This is a genomic window from Christiangramia lutea (genome assembly GCF_022489035.1).
GTDB classification, from domain to species: Bacteria; Bacteroidota; Bacteroidia; order Flavobacteriales; family Flavobacteriaceae; genus Christiangramia; species Christiangramia lutea.
Genome location: NZ_JAKVTV010000001.1, coordinates 452,496 through 474,157 on the forward strand (window position 1 = coordinate 452,496; position 21,662 = coordinate 474,157).

A 21,662-nucleotide genomic window follows, 5' to 3' on the forward strand; every position below is an offset into this window, starting at 1 on the left:
GGTTTAATAGGATCGCAAAGTTAGCTTTTTAGCCGAATTGTTCAAACAAGGCTTTCGTTAATTTCCGAAATTATATATCAAAGTAAATCCAGACCTGATGGTGGTTTGTGGAAATGCAGTAGAAACAGCGTATTCAGAGAAGGTATGATCATAATAGAACCTTGCGGTAAGGTTCCTTGTAAACGCATAATCTGCTTTGAAATTTATAGACCAGATATCCTGACCAGAAATGGTTTGAGCATTCGCCAGATCCAAATATCTCACGATGGTCCTGTTCTTTCTATAAGAAACATCTGCACGAAAATTAAGGTCACTGCTCAATACTCTTCTTCTTCCGCCAAGAGCAGTAGCGATCTTAAGGTCCTGAATTCGATAACCAGTTCCAAGAATATATTCGTTTCCGCTGTATTCTGTTAGCAGGTTATTGTCAAAACTAAAGGCCAGGGATCGATCTTTAGCAACTTCTGCCAGGATTTGAATATTTCCCTTAGTTTCAAAATCCACTCTTAAAAGCGGTGTGAATAGTTCAGTTAATACCAGGTTCGAATAAAGAATAGGATTTTTAAAGTCTCCTGCCTGGTTGAGTTCCTCAGGATTCGCCGCATCATAATCCAGGTTCGTCTGGAACTGATTAAGCGTATAATCTGATCTATACCCGTGATTCAAAGAAATCCGTCTGAAATTCTCCCTAAACCATCCAATTCTCATTAGTCCGGTGTATTTAATATTCCAGTTAGGTAGCGGGAAATCTGTAAAAGGCCCCAATCTCACTTTTCCGGCATCCTTTCCGGAGTAAGCAGCCAGGAATGCAGGCAACAGAACTGCCTGGTTGGTTTTCCCAATTCCGCGAGGATAACCCTCTTCATCAATATCTGTAGGATCCAGGCCTCTTTCAGAAGCTAAACGCCTGGCGATCTCAAGCCTGTTCTGCCTGAAAGTCTCAAAGGTCGCAGAACTTGCTTCCGATGAATTATTGAATGATGTTCTGATTAGGATAGTGGAAATATTAAAATTCCCGTAGGTATATGGGGTTAGAGATTGATACTCCAGGTCTACAGGATCCACTTTATAATTTTCAGAATAATTCTCAGAGAAATTCTTCCTTCCGGTTAATTCTATCGTAAGGTCTGGCAGGAAATCAAAACCGGCCTGGTAATCCAGCTGCTCATTTTTAAGGGCAGTGTATTGTTGGTTAAAATTCTGGAACAAAGTCAGCCAGCCTCTTTCTGCCGCCATTTGCCTTATATCATCCTGAAAACCGAAGGTAAACCCAGCAGTTGGCTTAAAAGTCCCCATAAAACCAATGCTTTCGGTATATCCAGGCATAAAAATTCCACGACCATTCCGGTAGTTTAACTGGAATGTCTTCATTCCGGTGACAATATTCACAAAAGTATTATATCCCTTGTTACCTTTATTCTGAGGTCTCACCTGTTTCTCCTGCTCTTCTTCTTGTGGACCCAGGGTTGGAACCCCACGACTTCTTTCCTGAATTGTCTTGCTGGCACTTTGAGGCTTCTTTTCTACCAGACCAACATAATCATAAAGATCCTGCATATTCAAATTAGCATTGATCTGGTGCGTGCTAGAGTTTTGAACGCTGTTCCCTATTTCCGGTATACCATCAAGTTGCTGGAAGACCCTGGATCCCCTTTGCCACTGAAAATCCCCGGTATAGGAATAGGTTGCATTTATAAATCTAAGAGCTGGAATTTTATCTAACGGCAACTGATAATTCACCTGCAGACTCTGAAAATGTAAATTTGGATCTCCAACGTTAAAGAAATCATCCCATAGACCAATACTATTATCCGCGAAGCCTTCTTCATCGATATAATTCCGAATTATCCTGTTATTGCTGGCATTAAATGAGAAATTCAAGGAACGAGTCAAATTATGGTTAATCCCATACTGCCAGTCAAATAAATAATTTCTCTGGTACAATGTTGGTATTCCTATATCATCTTTTGTCAATTCAAGGGACCTGAACTTCTGTTCGTTATATTGCCTGAATATATTCGAGCTGGCATTAATGTTTGAAGGCAGGTAATTAAAATTGAAATCCCTTAGGACTGCAAAATAATCACTGCTATCCAAAGCCGGTACATTCTTAAGAGGTTCAAGAGTTTTGTCAGGGAAATTGAATTCATATGTCCCACCCATTCTTACACTCTGGTCAATGCTTTCTTCAATTTCAAAATCACGATGATCTATCTGGTTATAAGAGGAAGAAAAGGCAAAATTCTCAATATCGTAAGGCATCGGCGTTTTCTCTCCCACCCGTTCTTTACGCAGCCCGATCACATTCACGCTTTGTCTTTTGGTATACGACTGTGATTGTTTTTCAACCCTATCCCTTTCTTCGGAATCCTGAATATTTTCTAATCTTGTATCCAGTTCTACATCTAGGAATTCCTGGTCATATTTTGGAGTGATTAATTCTTCACCTCTGCTGTAATTCACCGGAACCTTAACTCCCCATTTCTTCGGAAGAAGTTGACCCATATTCAGATTTGTTACAAAATCATATTGCTCCAGGTCTTCCAGGTTACGCTGGTTAGGCCCCTGACCTATCGCACCAAAACCAACGGTACTTTTTCTTCCCGTTGCTGAAAGGTTTGCGAAATCGGCAAGATTACTATCCATGCTCAGCACTCCGGCCCATCCACCTTCATTCTTAAGATCGGACAAACGAAGTTCGTTGAACCACACCTCTCCACAAAGGTCGGTAACACCATCTACCCTGGTTCCATTTTTAACACCTACCATCAATAACCTGATATTCCCAAAACTTGGATTTCCTTTTACCCCAAGCCTCAACCTTCCCATTTCATATGTGGCTTCGGCATCTACAGATTGCAGCTCTTCAGTAAAGAAATTAAGTTCCGTAGAATTAAGTGAAGGGTCTCCCAGAACTGCAGTTTTTATTCTCTGAAGAAGATCCAAGTCAAGATTCAGGCGGTTTACTTCCGGCCAGATCTCTTCGGGAGTTGTTGCACCAAATAAGGTAGGTGATAGCGGTATCTCGATCTGGTAAAAGTTATCGCTAAAATCTGTCCCCATTCTAACAAAAGCCACGAGCTGACCATCTTTTAGAGGTGGTTTGTTCACGAAAGATTCGGCATGAAGAAACATTTCCAGGTTTTTGTACTGGCGCATGTCTATCTGGAAATTCTTATACACGGCACGAGCATCTTGTGGTTCCAGTTCGCAGACCCTCAAAGACAAAGACTGCTCATTTTGCCTGATATTGGAATTAGTTTGGAACAGTTCTTCCCTCTGCACGCCTGGAGGCAGCACATAAGGTATTGGCTGGCGGTTCTCATTTTCCTCGATATTCACCGCATTTACCTCGAATAAGGTATTTGGGTTCTCTATCTGGCTTTCATCTTCAAAAAGACTTTGGTTATACCTTCTATAATCACCTCTAACCAGATCCATAGTTCCAAACCTTAGGATAGTTGGGTCCTGAAACCCGGTAAGAAACATTCTTATAAACCTGATAGAACGAAAATCGGCAATTCCACCCACGGCATTGGTAGGTTCAAATATTGGTATTTTAAACTGTAACCAGCGCACCGGTAATTCCTGCCCGTTCCTTAAAGTGGTGGTTAACTCCTTAACATCTGTGATATACTGGTTATTGTCAATATTCATCCCCTGGAAAAAAGGGATCTCATATTCAAAATAACTGTTTATGGTATTCATCGTGTTATCACGGTTCATATCTTCTGCAGTAGGCAAAGTAGTATTCCCGCGATTGGTATCGGTCACCTGGGTTGGAGAGTTACCATCAGTTCCGTTATAGTTTTGGTACCTTTCAACAATACTCCCATCGGTATTTAGGAAATATTCGTAGTTATCTGCCGATGGATCCGGCAGACCGGCAAAATCAGGAAATTTAATTCCTTCATCCGCATCCTGCAACCCGTCAAAACCAACATCTTGTAGATCCCTGGCCGCTCCTTCAGAATCGAAAGCATAAACTAGAGAATTATCTGCAGGAACCCGCCCATAGGCAGTATTGATAATATTTGCGTCTCCCTCTCCTTCAGGAAGACCATTTTCATATTGTTTTCTACCATCCTTTAATACATCTTCTGAAACGTTACCAAGGTTGAAGTTGATAGTCCCGCCAGTTCTCCCCGAATTCTCCGGATATATATACGGATCCATCACCCAGAATTGAATGTATTCTACATTGGATTGTTCAAAATTGGTTGTATTGATGGCCCTCATTATACCTCCAAAATTGCCTGAAGGATTCGGCAACTGGTTTCCTCCTGTCGCCGCCGGATTATAATTATATGGCCCTCTTCTTGCTGGATCGTAGGCGATATCCATGGTATAGACTACCTGAGGTTGTCCCTGAACAACATCTACATTCGGAAATATCTCACTTAATGCAACCCTACGAGCAGCATAGGTTGAAATATCAGAATCACTAATTCCGTCTGGCCTGTTGTTACTGTAAAATATTGGATCTACCGTATACCAGGACATTTTAGCCCTTTTATATCCTACACCCAGATCACCATTAGCCAGTTCTCCACCAAAACCAATAGGCACACTGGAAAGCTCCCAGCTAAGCGGATTATTAATATCTATAGAAGTCTGTGCTGCTTCAAAATCATCGATATAGGTTGTTGCCTTTCCATCGAAATCATCAGACGCCGGTGTTCCCGGGATGAGATAAGCAAATTCACCCCGAACCGAAACATTGGATTTCACATCGGTATCGATATTGGGTAATTTATTTACGAGCCTTGTAAGGAAAGGGACTTCGGTACTGTAATTGAAATTGAAACCAAGGATAGTATTATTTATAGGCTCGTAACCATAATTCGCCTTCTGGGTCAGTGGCCGTTCCTTCAGGTTAATAAAAGTACCTCCAATAAGGAAGTTCTCATTGAACTGATGCTCCACATTTAACCCAGTAAATCTTTTGGTCTGCTGACCGAAAAGAGCATTATTTTCAGTATCTACCTGGATTGGAATATCTGAAGCAAGTAAAGCTTCATCCAGGATCTGCACCCTGCCCAGTTCATAATTCACCACATAATCTACCCCTTCCTGGAGTATTCTACCTCCTGCCGTAACCGTAACCGATCCCGGTGGAAGATTGAATCCAATTGGGATTCCTTCAACCTCAGCAGATTTATACCTGCCTTTTAACTGGAACTTATTCTTATCTGCCTCTTCCTGTTCAGCCTGTATCTTAGTGGTTCGATACATCGCACGGAATACATATTTCTGCTGATTCTCATTCCAGGTTTCAGGAATGTCATAATCTTCGGTTCCACTGGAAGGATTTTCATCCAGTTTTTCAAAAAGGTGACTACCAAAAGGCTCTACCGTGGTAAAGATCACATTACCGTTTTGAGCATCTATGGTTATCTGTGGAACATAATCGAAAAATCCGTCTCCCCCATTTATGGGGTCATTATTATTATTAAGCTGGTCTAATTTTAAAACCCGAAGCAATGGAATTTCATCCACATCATCTGGCAAAGTGGTTCCTTCAACCGGCCTAATATAGTTTAAGGGTTGCGGATCTGTATAAAGTATGTTCAATCTGAAATCTTCCCGTTCCAACTGATAAGCCCCAAGGCTATAAATATTCTTCATCATCAGGTCCCAAATAGGCTCGTTCACATTGATGATGGTACTCTTGAGCATTTTTACAACAAGGTTCTGGCTGGCCCTTGGATTCGTTCCTGTATTAGGATTCTCTTCAGGCTCATCACCTGTAGCGTTTACACCATCATTTGCGAATTCACCAACCTGGTACACCTCACCATTGATGGTATATTGAAAAGCAACCCCAAGAACTTCATCATTACTTAGCCTCTGATTAAGGGAAATATAACCCAACTGTGTATTTACGGTATATTCCGTAGGCTTCAATTGCCTGGCATTTTCAAGAATTCCGTAATCTGTTCCTTCAGATACAACTACTCCTCCAAAGCCCTGGTCTACTGTAGCAATATCACGAATGGCCGGAGTAAGCACAGATTCTTCCGGACCTGTGATCCCAAAAGGATTAAAATCGTTTACCGTATTATCTGGAAAAGCGCCTGGCGGTTGGTTGAAAAATCCTCCTGGAGGAGCATCTAAACCAATATTACCTGGAACATTGGTCTCTCCCAGATCCTGGATAGCCACAATATTCCTCGTATCCTGTATATTCTGAATATTATTGGTCCTGTTCGTTACCCAAACCTGGATACGTTTAATCTGTATATTCGTATTAATAAAAGGATAATCCTCCAGTGCTTCATCATAATTATCCCTGAAATAATGTGCCAGGAAAAAGTGCCTGTCCTGGTCATAATCCAGGGCAAATCTTTCAAAATCTTCAACCGTTGCACCACCTTCAACATTTACCGTCCTTCTTTCTGATTGTTGCTCTGAAAAAACTCCGGTTACTCTTGTTTTCCCGAATTGAAGTTCGGTTTTAAAACCAAAAAGGCTTTGCGCTCCCTGAATAAGAGCATTATTAAGCGGCATATTCACGTTACCAACCTCAATTTTTTGCACAATATCGTCCTCATTGGGAGTGTACTCGAGCTTTAACTGATTCTGAAAATCGAAGGTAGATTCTGTGTCGTAATTCGCAGTGATCTGAAGTCGTTCACCCACCTGCCCTAAAAGGCTAAGACTAATTCTCTGATCAAAATCAAAGGAAAGGTTCCTTCTGTTCCTGGGCGAAAATGCCGGATTATCCTGCTTTGTATAAAGAATTCCCAGGTCCAATTCCACCGATCCCTGCGGAACTATATTGATCTCTGAACCCCCGAAAATAGTTTCAAAGAAATTGCTATTCACATAAAAATCCGGAAGCAAGTCTCTCTGGATATCCTCTGCTCCTTCTTTTCTTCCGGAAAGCGCATCGTTCTTCAGTTTAAAATAATTGCGCATTTCTTCCTGCAATACCAGTTCTTCAAACTCCTCTGGAGTTAGAACAAGTGGTAATCCCAGATTTATCTCACCAAGGTTCTCTTTATAGAAATAACGATCCAGAATTGGATCATATTCATATTTTGAAACAATACTTTCTGGGTCGGGAAGGCTTATTTCGCCAAGGTCAAACCCAGTAGCGGTAGTGTCCTGTGGTGTTTCCTGGGCAAATGATTCAACAGATAGCACCAGTATCAACAGGAAGGTTAGGTATACCGATAAAGACAATTTAGAGTAATTGTTCCTCAATTTACTTACAGCTTTTTAAGAGCCAGTTTTATAATAGATTCAACGGTGGATTCGGGTTCAGTTTTGACGATCTTGTCTACAACCTTACCGGCCTGACGCCTGTTATAGCCCAAGATCTCTAATGCTGATAACGCTTCTTCCTTATTGGTATTGTTCTGAGAGACAAAAACTTCTTCTTCTCCCATTACTTTCAGCACCTTATCCTTAAGATCTAATATAACGCGTTGCGCAGTTTTTGCACCTATTCCTTTTACACTTTGAATAGTTGGAACATCACCGCTGGCAATAGCTTCGGTAACTTCTCCAGGCTGCAACGAAGAAAGCATTACCCTCGCAGTACTGGTTCCCACGCCAGAAACAGAAATTAATAATTTAAATATTTCGCGCTCAGATTTTTCAACAAATCCATATAAAGTATGTGAATCTTCCTTTACCTGCAGGTAAGTATATAAACTGATAGCCTCAGAATCTGGAATTAATGAAAATGTATGTAGTGAAATATTTACGGTATATCCAATTCCATTGCATTCAATTACAACGTAGGTTGGATTTTTTTCAATTAGTTGCCCCTTAAGATGATGGATCATGAAAAAAACTTGTATTCGGGCTCAAATGTAGTAAAATAAACCAAAGGCAGAAATTGAGTTTCTGCCTTTTAATTTGAGTTTCAGATATTTTTATTTTTTGTTTCTCTTCTCTTTCTCCTGAGCGTCCACTACGGCCACGGCTGCCATATTCACCATTTCTTCTACACTGGCTCCAAGTTGTAAAATATGCACCGGTTTTTTCATCCCCATCATGATGGGTCCAATAGAATCTACATTATTCAATTCCTTAATAAGCTTGTAAGTACTGTTCGCTGAATCGAGATCTGGATAGATTAAAGTATTCACCTTCTTCCCGGCTAGTTTTGAAAACGGAAATTTCCCCTGTAACATTTCCCTGTTCAAGGCGAAGTCTGCCTGTAGTTCTCCGTCAACATTCAAATCAGGATGAAATCTATGTAGGTAAGAAACTGCCTCTTTAACCTTTTTCGCACGAGGATCCTTGGATGAACCGAAATTAGCATATGAGATCATAGCCACTACCGGTTCCATTCCAAATAGCTGTACAGTCCTGGCGGTCATTTGCGCTATTTTGGCAAGATCTTTTGCCGGAGGATCAATATTTATTGAGGTATCACTAATAAAAAGCGGACCTCTAGAAGTATTCATTACATTGGTAGCTGCCACCCTGGTAACACCTTTTGCCATACCAATAACTTCAAGCATAGGTTTTACTACGGTTGGATAGGCCCTGGAGTAACCCGACAGCAATGCATCGGCATCACCTTCATTCACCATCATGGCCGCGAAATAATTTCGCTCACGCATCAGCTTTTCAGCATCATATTTGGTTACACCATTCCTGTGTCTTGTTTCCCAGTATTTATAAGCGTAATTTTTGCGGTGATCTTCCTCCTCATCAGACTTTGAATCGATGATAAGCACATCATCCTCTTCAAAATCGATCTCCAGCATCAGCTCTTTAATCACTTCTCTTCTTCCCAGAAGAATCGGGTAACCAATTCCTTCATCTCTTACGATCTGGGCAGCTTTTAAAACATCAAGATGATCGGCCTCTGCGAATACAATTCTCTTCGGATTGGTTTTAGCCCTGTTTATTAACAATCGGGTAATCTTGTTCTCGTTCCCCATTCTTTCAAGCAACTCTTCCTCATACTTTTGCCAGTCCTGAATATCCTGGCGTGCAACTCCGCTTTCCATAGCTGCCTTGGCCACTGCCGGGGGAACTTTTGCGATCAATCTAGGGTCGAATGGTTTTGGAATAATATAATCTGGACCAAAGTTAAGCCTTGTTTCACCATAGGCGATATTCACCTGTTCCGGAACGGCTTCTTTAGCAAGTTCGGCAAGGGCTTTTACCGCAGCCTTCTTCATCTCTTCATTGATCTTGGTCGCTCTCACATCTAATGCTCCACGGAAAATAAATGGGAATCCTAGAACGTTGTTCACCTGGTTAGGATGATCACTCCTACCTGTGGCCATAATAATATCCTTTCTGGTCTTCATGGCTAGTTCATAATCTATCTCCGGATTTGGGTTGGCCATAGCGAAAACGATTGGCCTTTTAGACATGCTTTTCAACATTTCAGGAGAAACGATATCGGCAATGGAAAGGCCAACAAAAACATCAGCATTTTTCATGGCATCTTCCAGGGTGTCTATTTTCCTGGCCGTAGCAAATTCGGCTTTTTCCTCTGAAAGGTTATTGCGATCTTTTCTAATAACCCCTTTACTATCCAGCATCACGATATTTTCAGCTTTGGCTCCAAAGGCTTTATAAAGCTTGGTGCAAGAAACAGCTGCCGCTCCTGCTCCACTTATCACGATTTTAACTTTTTCGATCTTCTTTTTAGCAAGTTCCAGTGCATTCAGCAAAGCCGCTGCAGAAATGATGGCTGTACCATGCTGATCATCGTGCATCACCGGTATATCCAGTTCGGCTTTCAACCGCTGTTCTATCTCAAAGGCTTCCGGAGCTTTAATATCTTCTAGGTTGATCCCTCCAAAAGTCGGAGCTATATTCTTAACAGTCTCAATGAACTTGTCTACATCTTTGGTATCTACTTCAATATCAAAAACATCGATATCGGCAAATATCTTAAAGAGCAGACCTTTTCCTTCCATTACTGGTTTTGAAGCTTCCGGCCCAATATCTCCAAGACCTAATACCGCAGTTCCATTTGAAATTACCGCAACCAGGTTCCCCTTGGTAGTATATTTATAAGCGTTTTCTTTATCTTTTTCGATCTCCAGACATGGCTCGGCCACTCCCGGCGAATATGCGAGGGAGAGATCACGTTGGGTTGCATATTTTTTGGTTGGTACTATCTGAATTTTTCCCGGCTTCGGTTTTGCATGATAAACCAGTGCCTCTCTTCTCTTTCTGGAAGCGTTGCTCATAATTCATTTTTTTTAGCTGAAAGCAAAGGTAGTAAGGCTGAAGTTAAATAGAAATCTATTCCTTTAAAAAGCTAATATTTCTTTTAAGCCCTTCATATTTAGTCCTTTTCACAGCCGATTTCCTGAATATCTCATTAAAGGTTTCCCGGGTGATCTCTTCCCAGTCCTTTTTACTGTTTTCAAGTAAATCTGGATGCGGATTGAAAAGAGGTTCATTATGCGGTTTCGAGAACCGGTTCCATGGGCATACATCCTGGCATACATCACAACCAAACATCCAGTCATCGAACTGATCTTTGTATGAGTTTGGTAATTCATCCTTTAATTCTATGGTAAAATAGGAGATACATTTACTTCCATCTACCTTGTAAGGTTCAACGATCGCATTGGTGGGACAGGCATCGATACAGGCGGTACAACTTCCGCAATGATCGGTTACCGGGGTATCATATTCGAGGTCGAGGTCTACGATAAGTTCAGCAATAAAATAAAAGGACCCGGTTTGTTTAGAGAGAAGATTAGAATGCTTCCCTATCCAGCCTAGTCCGCTTTTTGCCGCCCAGGCTTTATCCAGCACCGGTGCGGAATCTACAAAAGCACGGCCATGAAAATCACCAATTTCATCCTGAAGCGTTGAAAGCATTTCCTTCAGTTTATCCTTAATTACAAAATGATAATCCCGGCCATAAGCGTATTTACTGATCTTATAAGAATCTTTATTCTGAAAATCTGATGGATAATAATTCAGGAGAAGGGAAATTACACTTTTAGACCCCGGGACCAGCTTTGTGGGATCAAGGCGTTTATCAAAATAATTTTCCATATAGCGCATCTCCCCATGCATATTACTTTCAAGCCAATTCTCCAGACGTGGAGCTTCCTCTTCGAGAAATTCAGCTTTAGAAATTCCGCAGGAAAGAAAACCTAGGCGTTTAGCTTCGGCTTTAATAAGTTGAGTATTTTCCTCCCTATTTTGAAGCATTATTTTCTTGATTCAAACTTTAAATGAGCATTTTTTGGTTTTAGCGTGATAAGTGGTTTAATGTCTATCTCGTCCTGAATAGGGATCAGTTTATACCTACCAACAAGTTCAGTTACAGCGATGATCATCTCGAACATGGCAAAATTATTCCCAATACATTTTCTTGGGCCCGCACCAAAAGGAAAGTACTGTGAAGAATATTTTCTTCCTCCTTCGGCAAATCTTTCCGGTTTAAAATCATCTGGATCCTTCCATAGATCTGGATGTCTATGAACTTCATGAAGAGAGAACAAAAGATTTGATCCCGGCTCAAAATATTTTCCCTCGAATTCGTCTTCCTCCAGGTTTACGCGATCTATAAAATATGCCGGCGGGTATAACCTCATGGATTCTTCGATCACCTGTTGCGTATAATTGCATTGAGCAACGAAACTCATTTGATCAAGGTTCTGCACCTTTAATTCCGCAACTTCCTTATAGATCTTTTCCTGCCATTCAGGATTCAAAGCCAGCAATTGAGCTGTAAAAGTTAAAGAATTAGACGTGGTCTCATGCCCGGCAGTAAAAAGGATCAAAATTTCATCAATTAACTGCTTTTCATCCATAAAATTTCCATCGTCATATTTTGCTTCAAGCAACATATCCAGAAGGTCATCATGCCGTTCGTTGGAATCTCTTCTCTCCTGAACCATCGTTTTCAGAATGCTCCTGGCTTCAGCCGTAAGTTCCAGATATTCATCTATTTTTCCACTGGCTTTGAACCACCAGCCCAGGTATGGCTGCCTGAGTTCCTTCACAAGCATTTTCTGGGTTTCCTCGGTGATATATTGAAGTCTGTTGATCTCCTCCTGATTGGCCGCACTACTGAATAAAGATTTCACAACCGTTTGAAATGCAAGATCATTGAAAATCGGGAAAATATCGATTTCGTTACCAGTACTAATTCTTTTATATTCCGACAGAATTGCCTCTCTAATAGAATTCAGTAAATTCTCCAGCTGTTTTTTATGAAACGCAGGCTGAATCAATTTTCGTTGCTTTTTCCAGTGTTCCCCTTCAGAAGTTAGCAAGCCTTCGCCTACATATTTCACCAAGTCTTTAGTTTGGATCTCAGATTTTACAAAATTTCTCTGATTCTTCTGAAGGACATACTCCACCAGACCTGCATCCCGGGAAAAGATCACCGATTTATTAAATCCTATATTCAGCCTAAAGGTATCTCCTTTCTCCTCGAAGTTCTTATGATGAAAAGGAAGTGGATTTTTTAAAATATTGGCAGAATGCTTCAGGAATTTCAAGAGTGAAACTTCGGGAATTTTATTTTCTTTATTCTTCAAAACTTGTGATTTAAGTCATGCTGAGTGCAGTCGAAGCATCTATGATTCAAAGGCATAAATCTATTCAGGCTTATATTTATGATGAGTTGCATTTCTGCATTCAGCCAGGATTTTTAAACGATCAAAATCTCCATCTACTAGTGATTGCTTTTTTAATCTCGACCAGCCTTTTAATTTCTTCTCATATACTATTGCTTGTATTACATCTTCAAATTTCTGAATGAATAGTAATTCAAGGGGTCTTCTTTTAAATGTATAGCAATTAAAATTGGCTCCAATATTATGTTCATTAAGTCTTCGCTCCAGGTCGTTCGTAAATCCTGTGTAAAAGGAACCGTCGTGGCATCTTAAAATATATACTAAGTACTGATCCATATTAATAAAGATATAGATTCTATTGCCTTCGACTGCGCTCAGGCTGACACTTTAATTTTAAAATAAACCGCCTTGTGTGCTCCCCTTTATCCGGCCAAGATGTTTATAAGCATGTTCAGTCACCTCTCGACCACGCGGAGTTCTGTAAATAAAACCCTGCTGGATCAGAAATGGTTCGTAGACCTCTTCTATAGTTTCAGCGCTTTCACTAACTGCAGTAGCCAGGGTAGTGATTCCTACGGGGCCACCTTTAAATTTATCAATGATAGTTTCCAGAATCTTATTATCCATTTCATCAAGGCCATGCGCATCTACGTTAAGCGCCTTAAGTCCGAATTTGGCAATTTCGATATCGATCTTTCCATTACCCTTTATCTGAGCAAAATCCCGAACCCTTCTTAACAAGGCATTAGCGATCCTGGGAGTTCCCCGGCTTCTTCCTGCAATTTCTATAGCTGCGTTCTGGTTAATGGGCACGTTCAATATACCTGCACTACGTTCTACAATACCCGAAAGTAATTCTGTTGAGTAATACTGAAGCCTGCTGGAAATACCAAATCTTGCCCGCATAGGAGCCGTAAGCAATCCTGAACGCGTTGTAGCACCTATAAGGGTAAAAGGATTCAAATTGATCTGTACGGTCCTGGCATTAGGCCCAGTTTCAATCATAATATCGATTCGGTAGTCTTCCATTGCAGAATACAAGTATTCCTCAACAATTGGACTCAATCTATGAATCTCATCAATAAAAAGGATATCCCTTTCTTCAAGATTGGTTAGAAGTCCTGCCAAGTCCCCGGGTTTATCCAAAACAGGACCAGAAGTGATCTTAATTCCAACATTGAGTTCGTTGGCCAGGATATGCGCCAGGGTGGTTTTACCCAATCCCGGAGGACCATGAAATAATGTATGATCCAGGGCTTCACCTCTAAGGTTTGCCGCCTGAACAAAGACCAGAAGATTTTCCAGCACCTGCTCCTGACCCGCAAAATCGTCAAAGCTAAGCGGTCTTAAGGCTCTTTCAATATCAAATTCTTCGGCGGAAAAATTTTCACCGCTGGCATCGAGGTTCTCGTTCATCATGAAATTTGTTATCTGGATTAATATAAAAAATATTGCAGAGCATCCCTGCTAAAATCCTAAAACCAAAGATAATTAAAAAAGCCTCTTCCGGTTTGGAAAAGGCTTTTCAAAAAATCTTATCAAATAAGGTTCAGCTTAGTGATTAAGCTCCTCTTCTCCTTCCTGCAACGGAACTGTTTGAGGCACGAAATCCTGACCTTTAATTACGTAATCTCCATCATCACCGGTCTTAGAGTAATCGTAAGCCCAACGGTAAACTGAAGGAATCTTACCTGGCCAGTTTCCGTGGATATGCTCTACCGGAGTAGTCCATTCCATAGTATTCGATTTCCATGGGTTCTGAACAGCTTTCTTTCCGAAGAAAATAGAGCTGAAGAAGTTGTAAAGGAATACCAACTGTACCAATGCAGTGATAATTGCAGCTACAGTGATGATAACATTCACATCTGCATAATCATCGAAATATGGGAACTCAGTATTTGTGTAATAACGTCTTGGAAGCCCGGCGATACCAATAAAGTGCATAGGGAAGAATACCCCGTAAGCACCTACGGCAGTCACCCAAAAGTGAACATAACCAAGGTTCTTGTTCATCATTCTTCCAAACATCTTAGGGAACCAGTGATACACTCCGGCGAAAAGACCGTAAAGTGCCGATATACCCATTACAAGGTGGAAGTGAGCAACCACGAAGTAAGTATCGTGAACGTTAATATCCAGTGTAGAATCACCAAGGATAATACCTGTAAGACCACCCGTAATGAAGGTAGAAACAAGACCTATCGAGAATAACATTCCCGGGTTCATTTGCAGGTTACCTTTCCATAAAGTGGTGATATAATTAAATGCTTTTACTGCGGAAGGAATCGCGATCAATAAAGTTGTGAAGGTAAATACCGATCCAAGGAAAGGGTTCATACCAGATACGAACATGTGGTGACCCCATACGATCGTCGATAAAAATGCGATCGCTAGAATAGAGGCAACCATCGCACGGTAACCGAAAATTGGTTTACGTGAGTTAGTCGCAATAACTTCAGAAGTGATCCCTAGTGCCGGCAGAAGTACGATATATACCTCAGGGTGACCAAGGAACCAGAATAAGTGTTCAAATAATACCGGGGAACCTCCCTGGTGACTTAAAACTTCTCCCTGGATAAAAATATCACTTAAGAAGAATGAAGTGCCAAAACTACGGTCCATAATCAGAAGCAAGGCAGCTGATAATAATACCGGGAATGAAACAACACCGATAATAGCAGTTACAAAAAACGCCCAGATCGTAAGTGGCAGTCTGGTCATAGACATCCCTTCAGTTCTCAGGTTGATCACGGTAACTATATAGTTAAGTGAACCTAATAATGAAGATGCGATAAAGATAGCCATTGATACCAACCAAAGCGTCATCCCTGTTCCTGAACCACTAATAGCCTGCGGCAATGCACTTAATGGAGGATAGATGGTCCAACCAGCCATTGCAGGTCCAGATTCCACGAACAAAGAAGAAAGCATGATCACAGAAGAAAGGAAGAACAACCAGTAAGAAACCATATTCAGGAATCCTGAGGCCATATCTCTTGCTCCAATCTGCAATGGAATCAATAAGTTCGAAAAAGTACCACTCAACCCTGCCGTAAGTACAAAGAATACCATGATAGTACCATGAATGGTCACTAATGCCAGGTACATACTAGGTGTCATTACACCGTCTGGAGCCCATTTGTCTCCAAGCAGAACCTCAAAGACCCAAAAAGATTGTTCTGGCCAGGCAAGCTGGATACGGAAAAGGATCGACATCGCGATACCGATAACTCCCATTATAAGCCCGGTAATAAGATATTGCTTGGCAATCATCTTATGATCCTGACTAAAAATATACTTTGTTATAAAAGTCTCCTTGTGATGATGTACGTGGTCATCATGGTGATCGTGTGCCGGTGCGTTTGCAATTGCTGACATATCTCTAATTCTTTTTCTTAATAATTTTTCTTAGTCTACTACAGCCACTTCTTCACCTTCCTGTGGCGCATTTTCCATCTCTTGCCCTTCTTCAGAACCATCTTCCTGCATGGATTCTGGTGTATCATCTCCGGCAGTATCTTCAGGTCTGTCTACATTCTCACTGCTATCTTCCATAGTACTACCAAAAGTTGGCTGTTCTTCTAACCAGGCATTGAAATCTTCTTCAGACTCTACAATGATCTTCATCTGCATATTATAGTGGGCCTGCCCACATATCTTGTTACAAAGCAGGAAATAATCGAATTCATAAGAATCAAGTGTTGGCTCTCCCTGAGCTACAAGTTCTTTATTTCTTTCATTCCTTTCCTCATTTACACTCTTTACTTTATCCACCATATATTCGCTCTGACGCATTTCTTCAGTAGTAATGGTTGGAGTAAATCCAAACTGCGTGATCATTCCAGGAACTACGTTCATTTGAGCTCTATGGAAAGGAAAATATGCCGAGTGTAATACATCCTGAGATCTGAATTTGAATAATACCGGCTTACCTACTGGCAAGTGTAATTCGGTTACGATCTTATCGTCCTTACCGTATGAATCTGATTCATCAACCCCTAATTGGTTTACTCCTTCAATAAAACGAACGTTGGCTTTACCAAGAGTGTTATCTTCACCTGAATATCTTGCTCTCCAGTCGAACTGGTATGCGTAAAGTTCGATAACCATAGGATCTTCATCTTCGTTGATATTCATAATATCACTCCAGGTGAATAATCCGTAAATAATAAGACCTGCTAAAACGATCACCGGGATAATGGTCCAGATGAATTCAAGTTTATCATTATCTGCATAGAACAATGCTCTCTGGGTTTTCTTCCCTTTATATTTATAAGCGAAGAAATGTAGCAGAAACTGGGTGATAATTTGAACAACCATGATAAGTCCAATAGAAATGAACATCAAGTTATCATATTCAGATCCGTGTTCAGCAGCAGCTTCAGGAAGGTAGAATCTTCCATATTCCCAGAAGCAATAGATTGTAATTACATAAAGGAAAATCACGAATCCTAACATCAGGATCCCATTCAGGCGGTTATCCTTATCGTTTGCAACCTGGGAAGTATCGGCATCGGGTCTCTGGGATAATTGAAATATCTTCGAGATCTGCCAACCAGTTACGGCCAGAAGCGCTAGTACTATGATTACTAAAAATACGGTCATTTTATAAATTCTTCTTTAAACAATCAATCTTTATTAATAATGGTAATGCTTACTTTCCTTTATAAATGGATTTCCTTTTACCAGCAGCGGAGCCTTTGTAAGGGCATTGAATACAATGAATGTAAACAATCCTCCAAAGAACAAAATCGCGCTAAATTCAGGGATACCAATAAACCAGGATTCTCCCACAGTTGCCGGCATCACAAGTACAAAGATATTGATGTAATGTCCACAAAGGATTACAATACCTGTCATGATCACGAACCAGTTAACTCTCTTATAGTCACTATTCATTAATAACAATACAGGGAATAAAAAGTTAGTCACCAGCATACCCCAGAAAAGGACGGGATAATCATTCATTCTCTGAATAAAATACACTACCTCTTCAGGAATGTTTGAATACCAGATAAGCATGAACTGAGAGAACCATAGATAGGTCCAGAAAATACTGATCCCAAACATGAACTTCGCAAGGTCATGAATATGACTGTCGTTCACAAACTCCAGGTAACCACGTTTCTTAAGGTAAATGCTAATAATTGCGATAGTTGTAATTCCAGACACAAACATACTGGCAAATACGAACCATCCAAATAAGGTACTAAACCAGTGCGGATCTAAACTCATAATCCAGTCCCATGACATCATAGACTCGGTCACGATAAAGAATACCAAGAATCCCGCAGCCAGTTTAAAGTTCTTTTTAAAGTAAGTAAGATCTGTAGCATCGTCCATCTTAATGGAGTTCTTTCTTAACAGATGTCTGAAGAATGCCCAACCCCCTAAATAGATAGCTGCTCTAATAAGGAAGAATGGAACATTTAAATATGCTGTCTTGTTCTGAATGATCTCATCATGTGCTACCACTTCTGGATCCATCCAGATAAACAAATGGTTCAAATGAAGTCCCGAAAGCACTAATAATACAAAAACAATGATTCCTCCTGGTAGCAAGTAAGCCGTGATCGCTTCCATTACTCTGAAAAGTACTGGTGACCATCCTGCCTGTGCAGCGTACTGGATCGCATAAAATGCAAGTACTCCAAGTGATATCATGAAGAAAAAGAAGGCAGCTACATAAAGCGCAGCCCATGGTTTGTTCTGAAGCTGATGTAGAATATGCTCATAATGTTCATCTCCATGAGATGCTTCCTCACCATGACCAGCCTCCTCTGCGTGGGATTCTCCTGCATGTTCTGTTTCACTTTCGTAACCGGTAACATCTGCAGTTTCTACATTATCTCCTCCTGGAAGTTGTTCTACATTAATTCCGGTAGTATTTTCCGCATGTCCTTCACCATGATGATCTGAAGCCATCATCTCCTTAACTTCCTCTACGGTATCTGGTGCCGCGATGAATCCATAAATGAGACCTATTGCGCCAACAATCATAAAAATGATTGCTGTTAATTTTAATTTACTGGATAGCGTATACATATCGTTATAGATCTAAATCTTTATTCTTGACTTTCGGTTTGGTTATTCTCATTAGAAGACTCAGAGTTTACATCTCCGGCATCCTCATATAGATTTGCATCTGCTCTGGATGGCAAAAGATTTTTCTGAACATCACCTTCCTCAACATATTCCCTTTCAGGCTTTCCTTCTAACTGACCTTTAAGGCTCATCACATAGTGATCTATTTGCCAACGTTCCTTTATAGAAGTCTGCGCAGCATAAGATCCCATGTTATTAATTCCGTAATACATTACATGGTAAACGCTACCTTCAGTAATGGCACGACCGGCATCATCGTATGAAGGAACACCAAGGATCTTTTCTCTTTCTACAAGAATCCCTTTACCAGCACCTTTATCTCCATGACAAACTGCACAATAAATAGTGTAAAGAGCCCTTCCTTCTGCCAGGTTATCCTGGGTATAAGGAAGTGGATTGGTTAGATTTGCTTTAGCATCAGCATAACCCTGTGGATTATTCTCATAATCGTAAGGCAACCAACCTCTTGCTACAGATCCTTCCACAGGCAGCTTAGCTTCCTGACCTTTTTCGAATACCTTGTACTCTCCATAGGTTTCATACCCTACAGATTCATACATATCTGGCATATATTGATAGTTTGGATCGTCTTTGTCCTGGCAGGAAACAACTGCAAGGCCTAGCAGACAAAATCCTATAGTTTTATGGAACAAACTTCTCATTATCACTATTATTATTCTATTAGTTTAATTTCAGATGCACCTGTTTTGTATAAAAAGTCGGTGAGGTCATCGATATTATGATTTGCCGCATCCACTTCCATAAGGAAAACATCATCTGTTGTTCTTACATCAGGGTTCTCAGCACTTTTGAATGGCCACAATCTACTTCTCATATAGAAAGTGATTACCATAAGGTGAGCCGCAAAGAATACAGTTAATTCGAACATAATTGGCACAAAAGCCGGCATGTTCTGGAAGAAACTGAAACTTGGCTTACCACCAATATCCTGTGGCCAGTCTTCTATCATGATAAAATTCATCATAGCAACAGCTACAGATAGACCAACCAGTCCATATAGGAATGATGTGATGGCTAATCTTGTAGGAGCAAGTCCCATTGCCTTATCTAGTCCGTGAACGGGAAATGGACAATAGATCTCCCCTATGTGATAGCGTGCTTCACGAATCTGTTTTACGGCTTGTAAAAGCAGATCGTCATCTTTGTAAATAGCGTGTAAAACTTTAGATGCCATCCTGATTATTTATTTTTTAGTTTGTTTGCCTGAGCAACCCATCCTTCTCTATTTTCTTCAATAGGGAAGTTCTCGATCACTTCATCCAGCAAATCAAAATCTTTTTCTGTTAACTTACTTACCTGGTCGAACAGATAAATACCTACCTGGTGCAAATGCTGCTGAAGTAGCGGCCCTACATTCTTAAGTTTTGTAAGATCATCTGCCTCCTGAGTTTTCGGATCGTAAGTTCCAATTCTTGAAAGCATCTCATCAATTCGATCTTTCGTTACTTCAGAAATCACCATTCCGTCGGCATTCACAGTTTCTTCGTGAGGATGATCTGCCTCTTTTTTCCTGGTATGCTCGGTATCTTCTATCTTCTTATGAATACCTGTCTCGTCATTCATTTTAGGATCTCTACCTACTGCCTGAGGATCGTAATGCTTTACATCATCACCATGCTCGGCTCTTAATTTCTTATACTTTTCTCCTGAAGCCTTAAGGATCGTCTTCACCTCTGCCTGAGCGATCACTGGGAACGAACGGGCATAAAGAAGGAACAATACAAAGAAGAATCCAATAGTTCCGATGAAAATTCCAATATCTACAAATGTTGGAGAGAACATCGTCCATGAAGATGGCAGGTAATCACGGTGAAGTGAAGTCACAATAATTACGAAACGTTCAAACCACATCCCGATGTTTACCACGATCGAAATAAAGAAAGAGAACATGATACTGGTTCGTAGTTTCTTAAACCACATGAACTGTGGAGAAAATACGTTACAGGTCATCATACTCCAGTATGCCCACCAGTAAGGTCCGGTAGCCCTGTTAAGGAATGCATACTGTTCGTATTCAACACCTGAATACCATGCGATCACCAACTCGGTTATATAGGCAGTACCAACGATAGAACCTGTGATCATGATCACGATGTTCATCAATTCGATATGCTGAATAGTAATATAGTCTTCAAGATTAGAAACCTTTCTCATAATGATAAGCAAGGTGTTCACCATAGCAAATCCGGAGAAGATCGCACCCGCAACGAAGTAAGGAGGGAAAATGGTGGTATGCCATCCCGGGATTACCGAAGTTGCGAAGTCAAAAGATACGATGGTATGAACAGAAAGTACAAGTGGTGTTGCAAGACCTGCAAGTACCAGAGATACTTCTTCAAAGCGCTGCCAGTCTTTGGCACGTCCACTCCATCCAAAAGATAGTATTCCGTAAACTCTTTTTGTAAAAGGCGTTATCGCTCTATCACGGATCATCGCGAAATCTGGTAATAACCCGGTCCACCAGAATACCAGTGAAACCGAAAGATACGTCGAGATCGCAAATACATCCCATAGAAGCGGTGAGTTAAAGTTCACCCATAGGGATCCAAACTGGTTTGGGATTGGAAGTACCCAGTATGCCAGCCATGGACGCCCCATGTGAATTAATGGGAAAAGACCCGCCTGCATTACAGAGAAAATTGTCATCGCCTCTGCAGAACGGTTAATCGCCATTCTCCACTTCTGGCGGAATAAAAGTAACACGGCAGAGATTAGCGTACCGGCGTGACCGATACCTACCCACCATACGAAGTTGGTAATATCCCAGGCCCAACCTACTGTTTTATTTAATCCCCAGGTACCTATACCTGTAGAAATTGTGTAAACTATACATCCAACACCCCAAAGAAAGGCAACAAGGGAAATAGCAAAAACTATCCACCAGGTTTTATTAGCCCTTCCTTCAACCGGTGCAGCAACATCAACTGTCACATCGTGATAGCTTTTGTTCCCGGTAACTAGAGGCTTTCGTATAGGTGCTTCGTAATGAGACATATCCTTATC

At 40.9% G+C, this 21,662-nt stretch carries 13 protein-coding genes; all 13 read right to left on the reverse strand.

Annotated elements, in window-relative coordinates; translation table 11 throughout:
- Nucleotides 1-57: 57 nt before the first annotated feature.
- Nucleotides 58-7,209, reverse strand: coding sequence for a T9SS outer membrane translocon Sov/SprA (sov, locus tag ML462_RS02070; protein WP_479875915.1), 7,152 nt, complete (start codon nucleotides 7,207-7,209; stop codon nucleotides 58-60).
- A gap of 5 nt (nucleotides 7,210-7,214) precedes the next feature.
- Nucleotides 7,215-7,796, reverse strand: a complete 582-nt coding sequence (gene ruvA, locus ML462_RS02075; protein ID WP_240712071.1) for a Holliday junction branch migration protein RuvA — start codon at nucleotides 7,794-7,796, stop codon at nucleotides 7,215-7,217.
- 90 nt (nucleotides 7,797-7,886) lie between these two features.
- Nucleotides 7,887-10,175: an NADP-dependent malic enzyme gene (locus tag ML462_RS02080; protein WP_240712072.1), complete on the reverse strand. Its 2,289-nt coding sequence runs from the start codon at nucleotides 10,173-10,175 to the stop codon at nucleotides 7,887-7,889.
- Nucleotides 10,176-10,230: 55 nt separating this feature from the next.
- Nucleotides 10,231-11,157: a tRNA epoxyqueuosine(34) reductase QueG gene (gene queG / locus ML462_RS02085; protein WP_240712073.1), complete on the reverse strand. Its 927-nt coding sequence runs from the start codon at nucleotides 11,155-11,157 to the stop codon at nucleotides 10,231-10,233.
- Nucleotides 11,157-12,494 (reverse strand): cytochrome P450, encoded by a 1,338-nt coding sequence (locus ML462_RS02090; RefSeq protein ID WP_240712074.1) that lies wholly within the window; start codon nucleotides 12,492-12,494, stop codon nucleotides 11,157-11,159. Before ML462_RS02090 ends, queG begins: the two co-directional genes overlap by 1 nt.
- 60 nt (nucleotides 12,495-12,554) lie before the next feature.
- Complete coding sequence (locus ML462_RS02095) at nucleotides 12,555-12,869, reverse strand: GIY-YIG nuclease family protein (protein ID WP_240712075.1); 315 nt, start codon at nucleotides 12,867-12,869, stop codon at nucleotides 12,555-12,557.
- 57 nt (nucleotides 12,870-12,926) lie between these two features.
- Nucleotides 12,927-13,949, reverse strand: coding sequence for a Holliday junction branch migration DNA helicase RuvB (ruvB, locus tag ML462_RS02100; RefSeq protein WP_240712909.1), 1,023 nt, complete (start codon nucleotides 13,947-13,949; stop codon nucleotides 12,927-12,929).
- 138 nt (nucleotides 13,950-14,087) lie between these two features.
- Nucleotides 14,088-15,911, reverse strand: a complete 1,824-nt coding sequence (locus ML462_RS02105) for a cytochrome c oxidase subunit I (RefSeq protein WP_240712076.1) — start codon at nucleotides 15,909-15,911, stop codon at nucleotides 14,088-14,090.
- 30 nt (nucleotides 15,912-15,941) lie between these two features.
- Nucleotides 15,942-17,138, reverse strand: a complete 1,197-nt coding sequence (locus tag ML462_RS02110) for a cytochrome c oxidase subunit II (protein WP_240712077.1) — start codon at nucleotides 17,136-17,138, stop codon at nucleotides 15,942-15,944.
- A gap of 33 nt (nucleotides 17,139-17,171) precedes the next feature.
- Complete coding sequence (locus ML462_RS02115) at nucleotides 17,172-18,578, reverse strand: quinol:cytochrome C oxidoreductase (RefSeq protein ID WP_240712078.1); 1,407 nt, start codon at nucleotides 18,576-18,578, stop codon at nucleotides 17,172-17,174.
- Between the two features lie 20 nt (nucleotides 18,579-18,598).
- Nucleotides 18,599-19,300 (reverse strand): c-type cytochrome, encoded by a 702-nt coding sequence (locus ML462_RS02120; protein ID WP_240712079.1) that lies wholly within the window; start codon nucleotides 19,298-19,300, stop codon nucleotides 18,599-18,601.
- 11 nt (nucleotides 19,301-19,311) lie between these two features.
- Nucleotides 19,312-19,833, reverse strand: coding sequence for a DUF3341 domain-containing protein (locus ML462_RS02125; protein ID WP_240712080.1), 522 nt, complete (start codon nucleotides 19,831-19,833; stop codon nucleotides 19,312-19,314).
- Nucleotides 19,834-19,838: 5 nt separating this feature from the next.
- Nucleotides 19,839-21,653: an NrfD/PsrC family molybdoenzyme membrane anchor subunit gene (nrfD, locus tag ML462_RS02130; protein ID WP_240712081.1), complete on the reverse strand. Its 1,815-nt coding sequence runs from the start codon at nucleotides 21,651-21,653 to the stop codon at nucleotides 19,839-19,841.
- Nucleotides 21,654-21,662: the final 9 nt, after the last annotated feature.

Excerpts from the sequence above, each read along its gene's own strand:
- ruvA (WP_240712071.1), bottom strand. The coding sequence starts at position 7,796 with ATGATCCATCATCTTAAGGGGCAACTAATTGAAAAAAATCCAACCTAC.
- ML462_RS02080 (WP_240712072.1), bottom strand. The coding sequence starts at position 10,175 with ATGAGCAACGCTTCCAGAAAGAGAAGAGAGGCACTGGTTTATCATGCA.
- queG (WP_240712073.1), bottom strand. The coding sequence starts at position 11,157 with ATGCTTCAAAATAGGGAGGAAAATACTCAACTTATTAAAGCCGAAGCT.
- ML462_RS02095 (WP_240712075.1), bottom strand. The coding sequence starts at position 12,869 with ATGGATCAGTACTTAGTATATATTTTAAGATGCCACGACGGTTCCTTT.
- ruvB (WP_240712909.1), bottom strand. The coding sequence starts at position 13,949 with ATGAACGAGAACCTCGATGCCAGCGGTGAAAATTTTTCCGCCGAAGAA.
- ML462_RS02105 (WP_240712076.1), bottom strand. The coding sequence starts at position 15,911 with ATGTCAGCAATTGCAAACGCACCGGCACACGATCACCATGATGACCAC.
- ML462_RS02110 (WP_240712077.1), bottom strand. The coding sequence starts at position 17,138 with ATGACCGTATTTTTAGTAATCATAGTACTAGCGCTTCTGGCCGTAACT.
- ML462_RS02115 (WP_240712078.1), bottom strand. The coding sequence starts at position 18,578 with ATGTATACGCTATCCAGTAAATTAAAATTAACAGCAATCATTTTTATG.
- ML462_RS02120 (WP_240712079.1), bottom strand. The coding sequence starts at position 19,300 with ATGAGAAGTTTGTTCCATAAAACTATAGGATTTTGTCTGCTAGGCCTT.
- ML462_RS02125 (WP_240712080.1), bottom strand. The coding sequence starts at position 19,833 with ATGGCATCTAAAGTTTTACACGCTATTTACAAAGATGACGATCTGCTT.
- nrfD (WP_240712081.1), bottom strand. The coding sequence starts at position 21,653 with ATGTCTCATTACGAAGCACCTATACGAAAGCCTCTAGTTACCGGGAAC.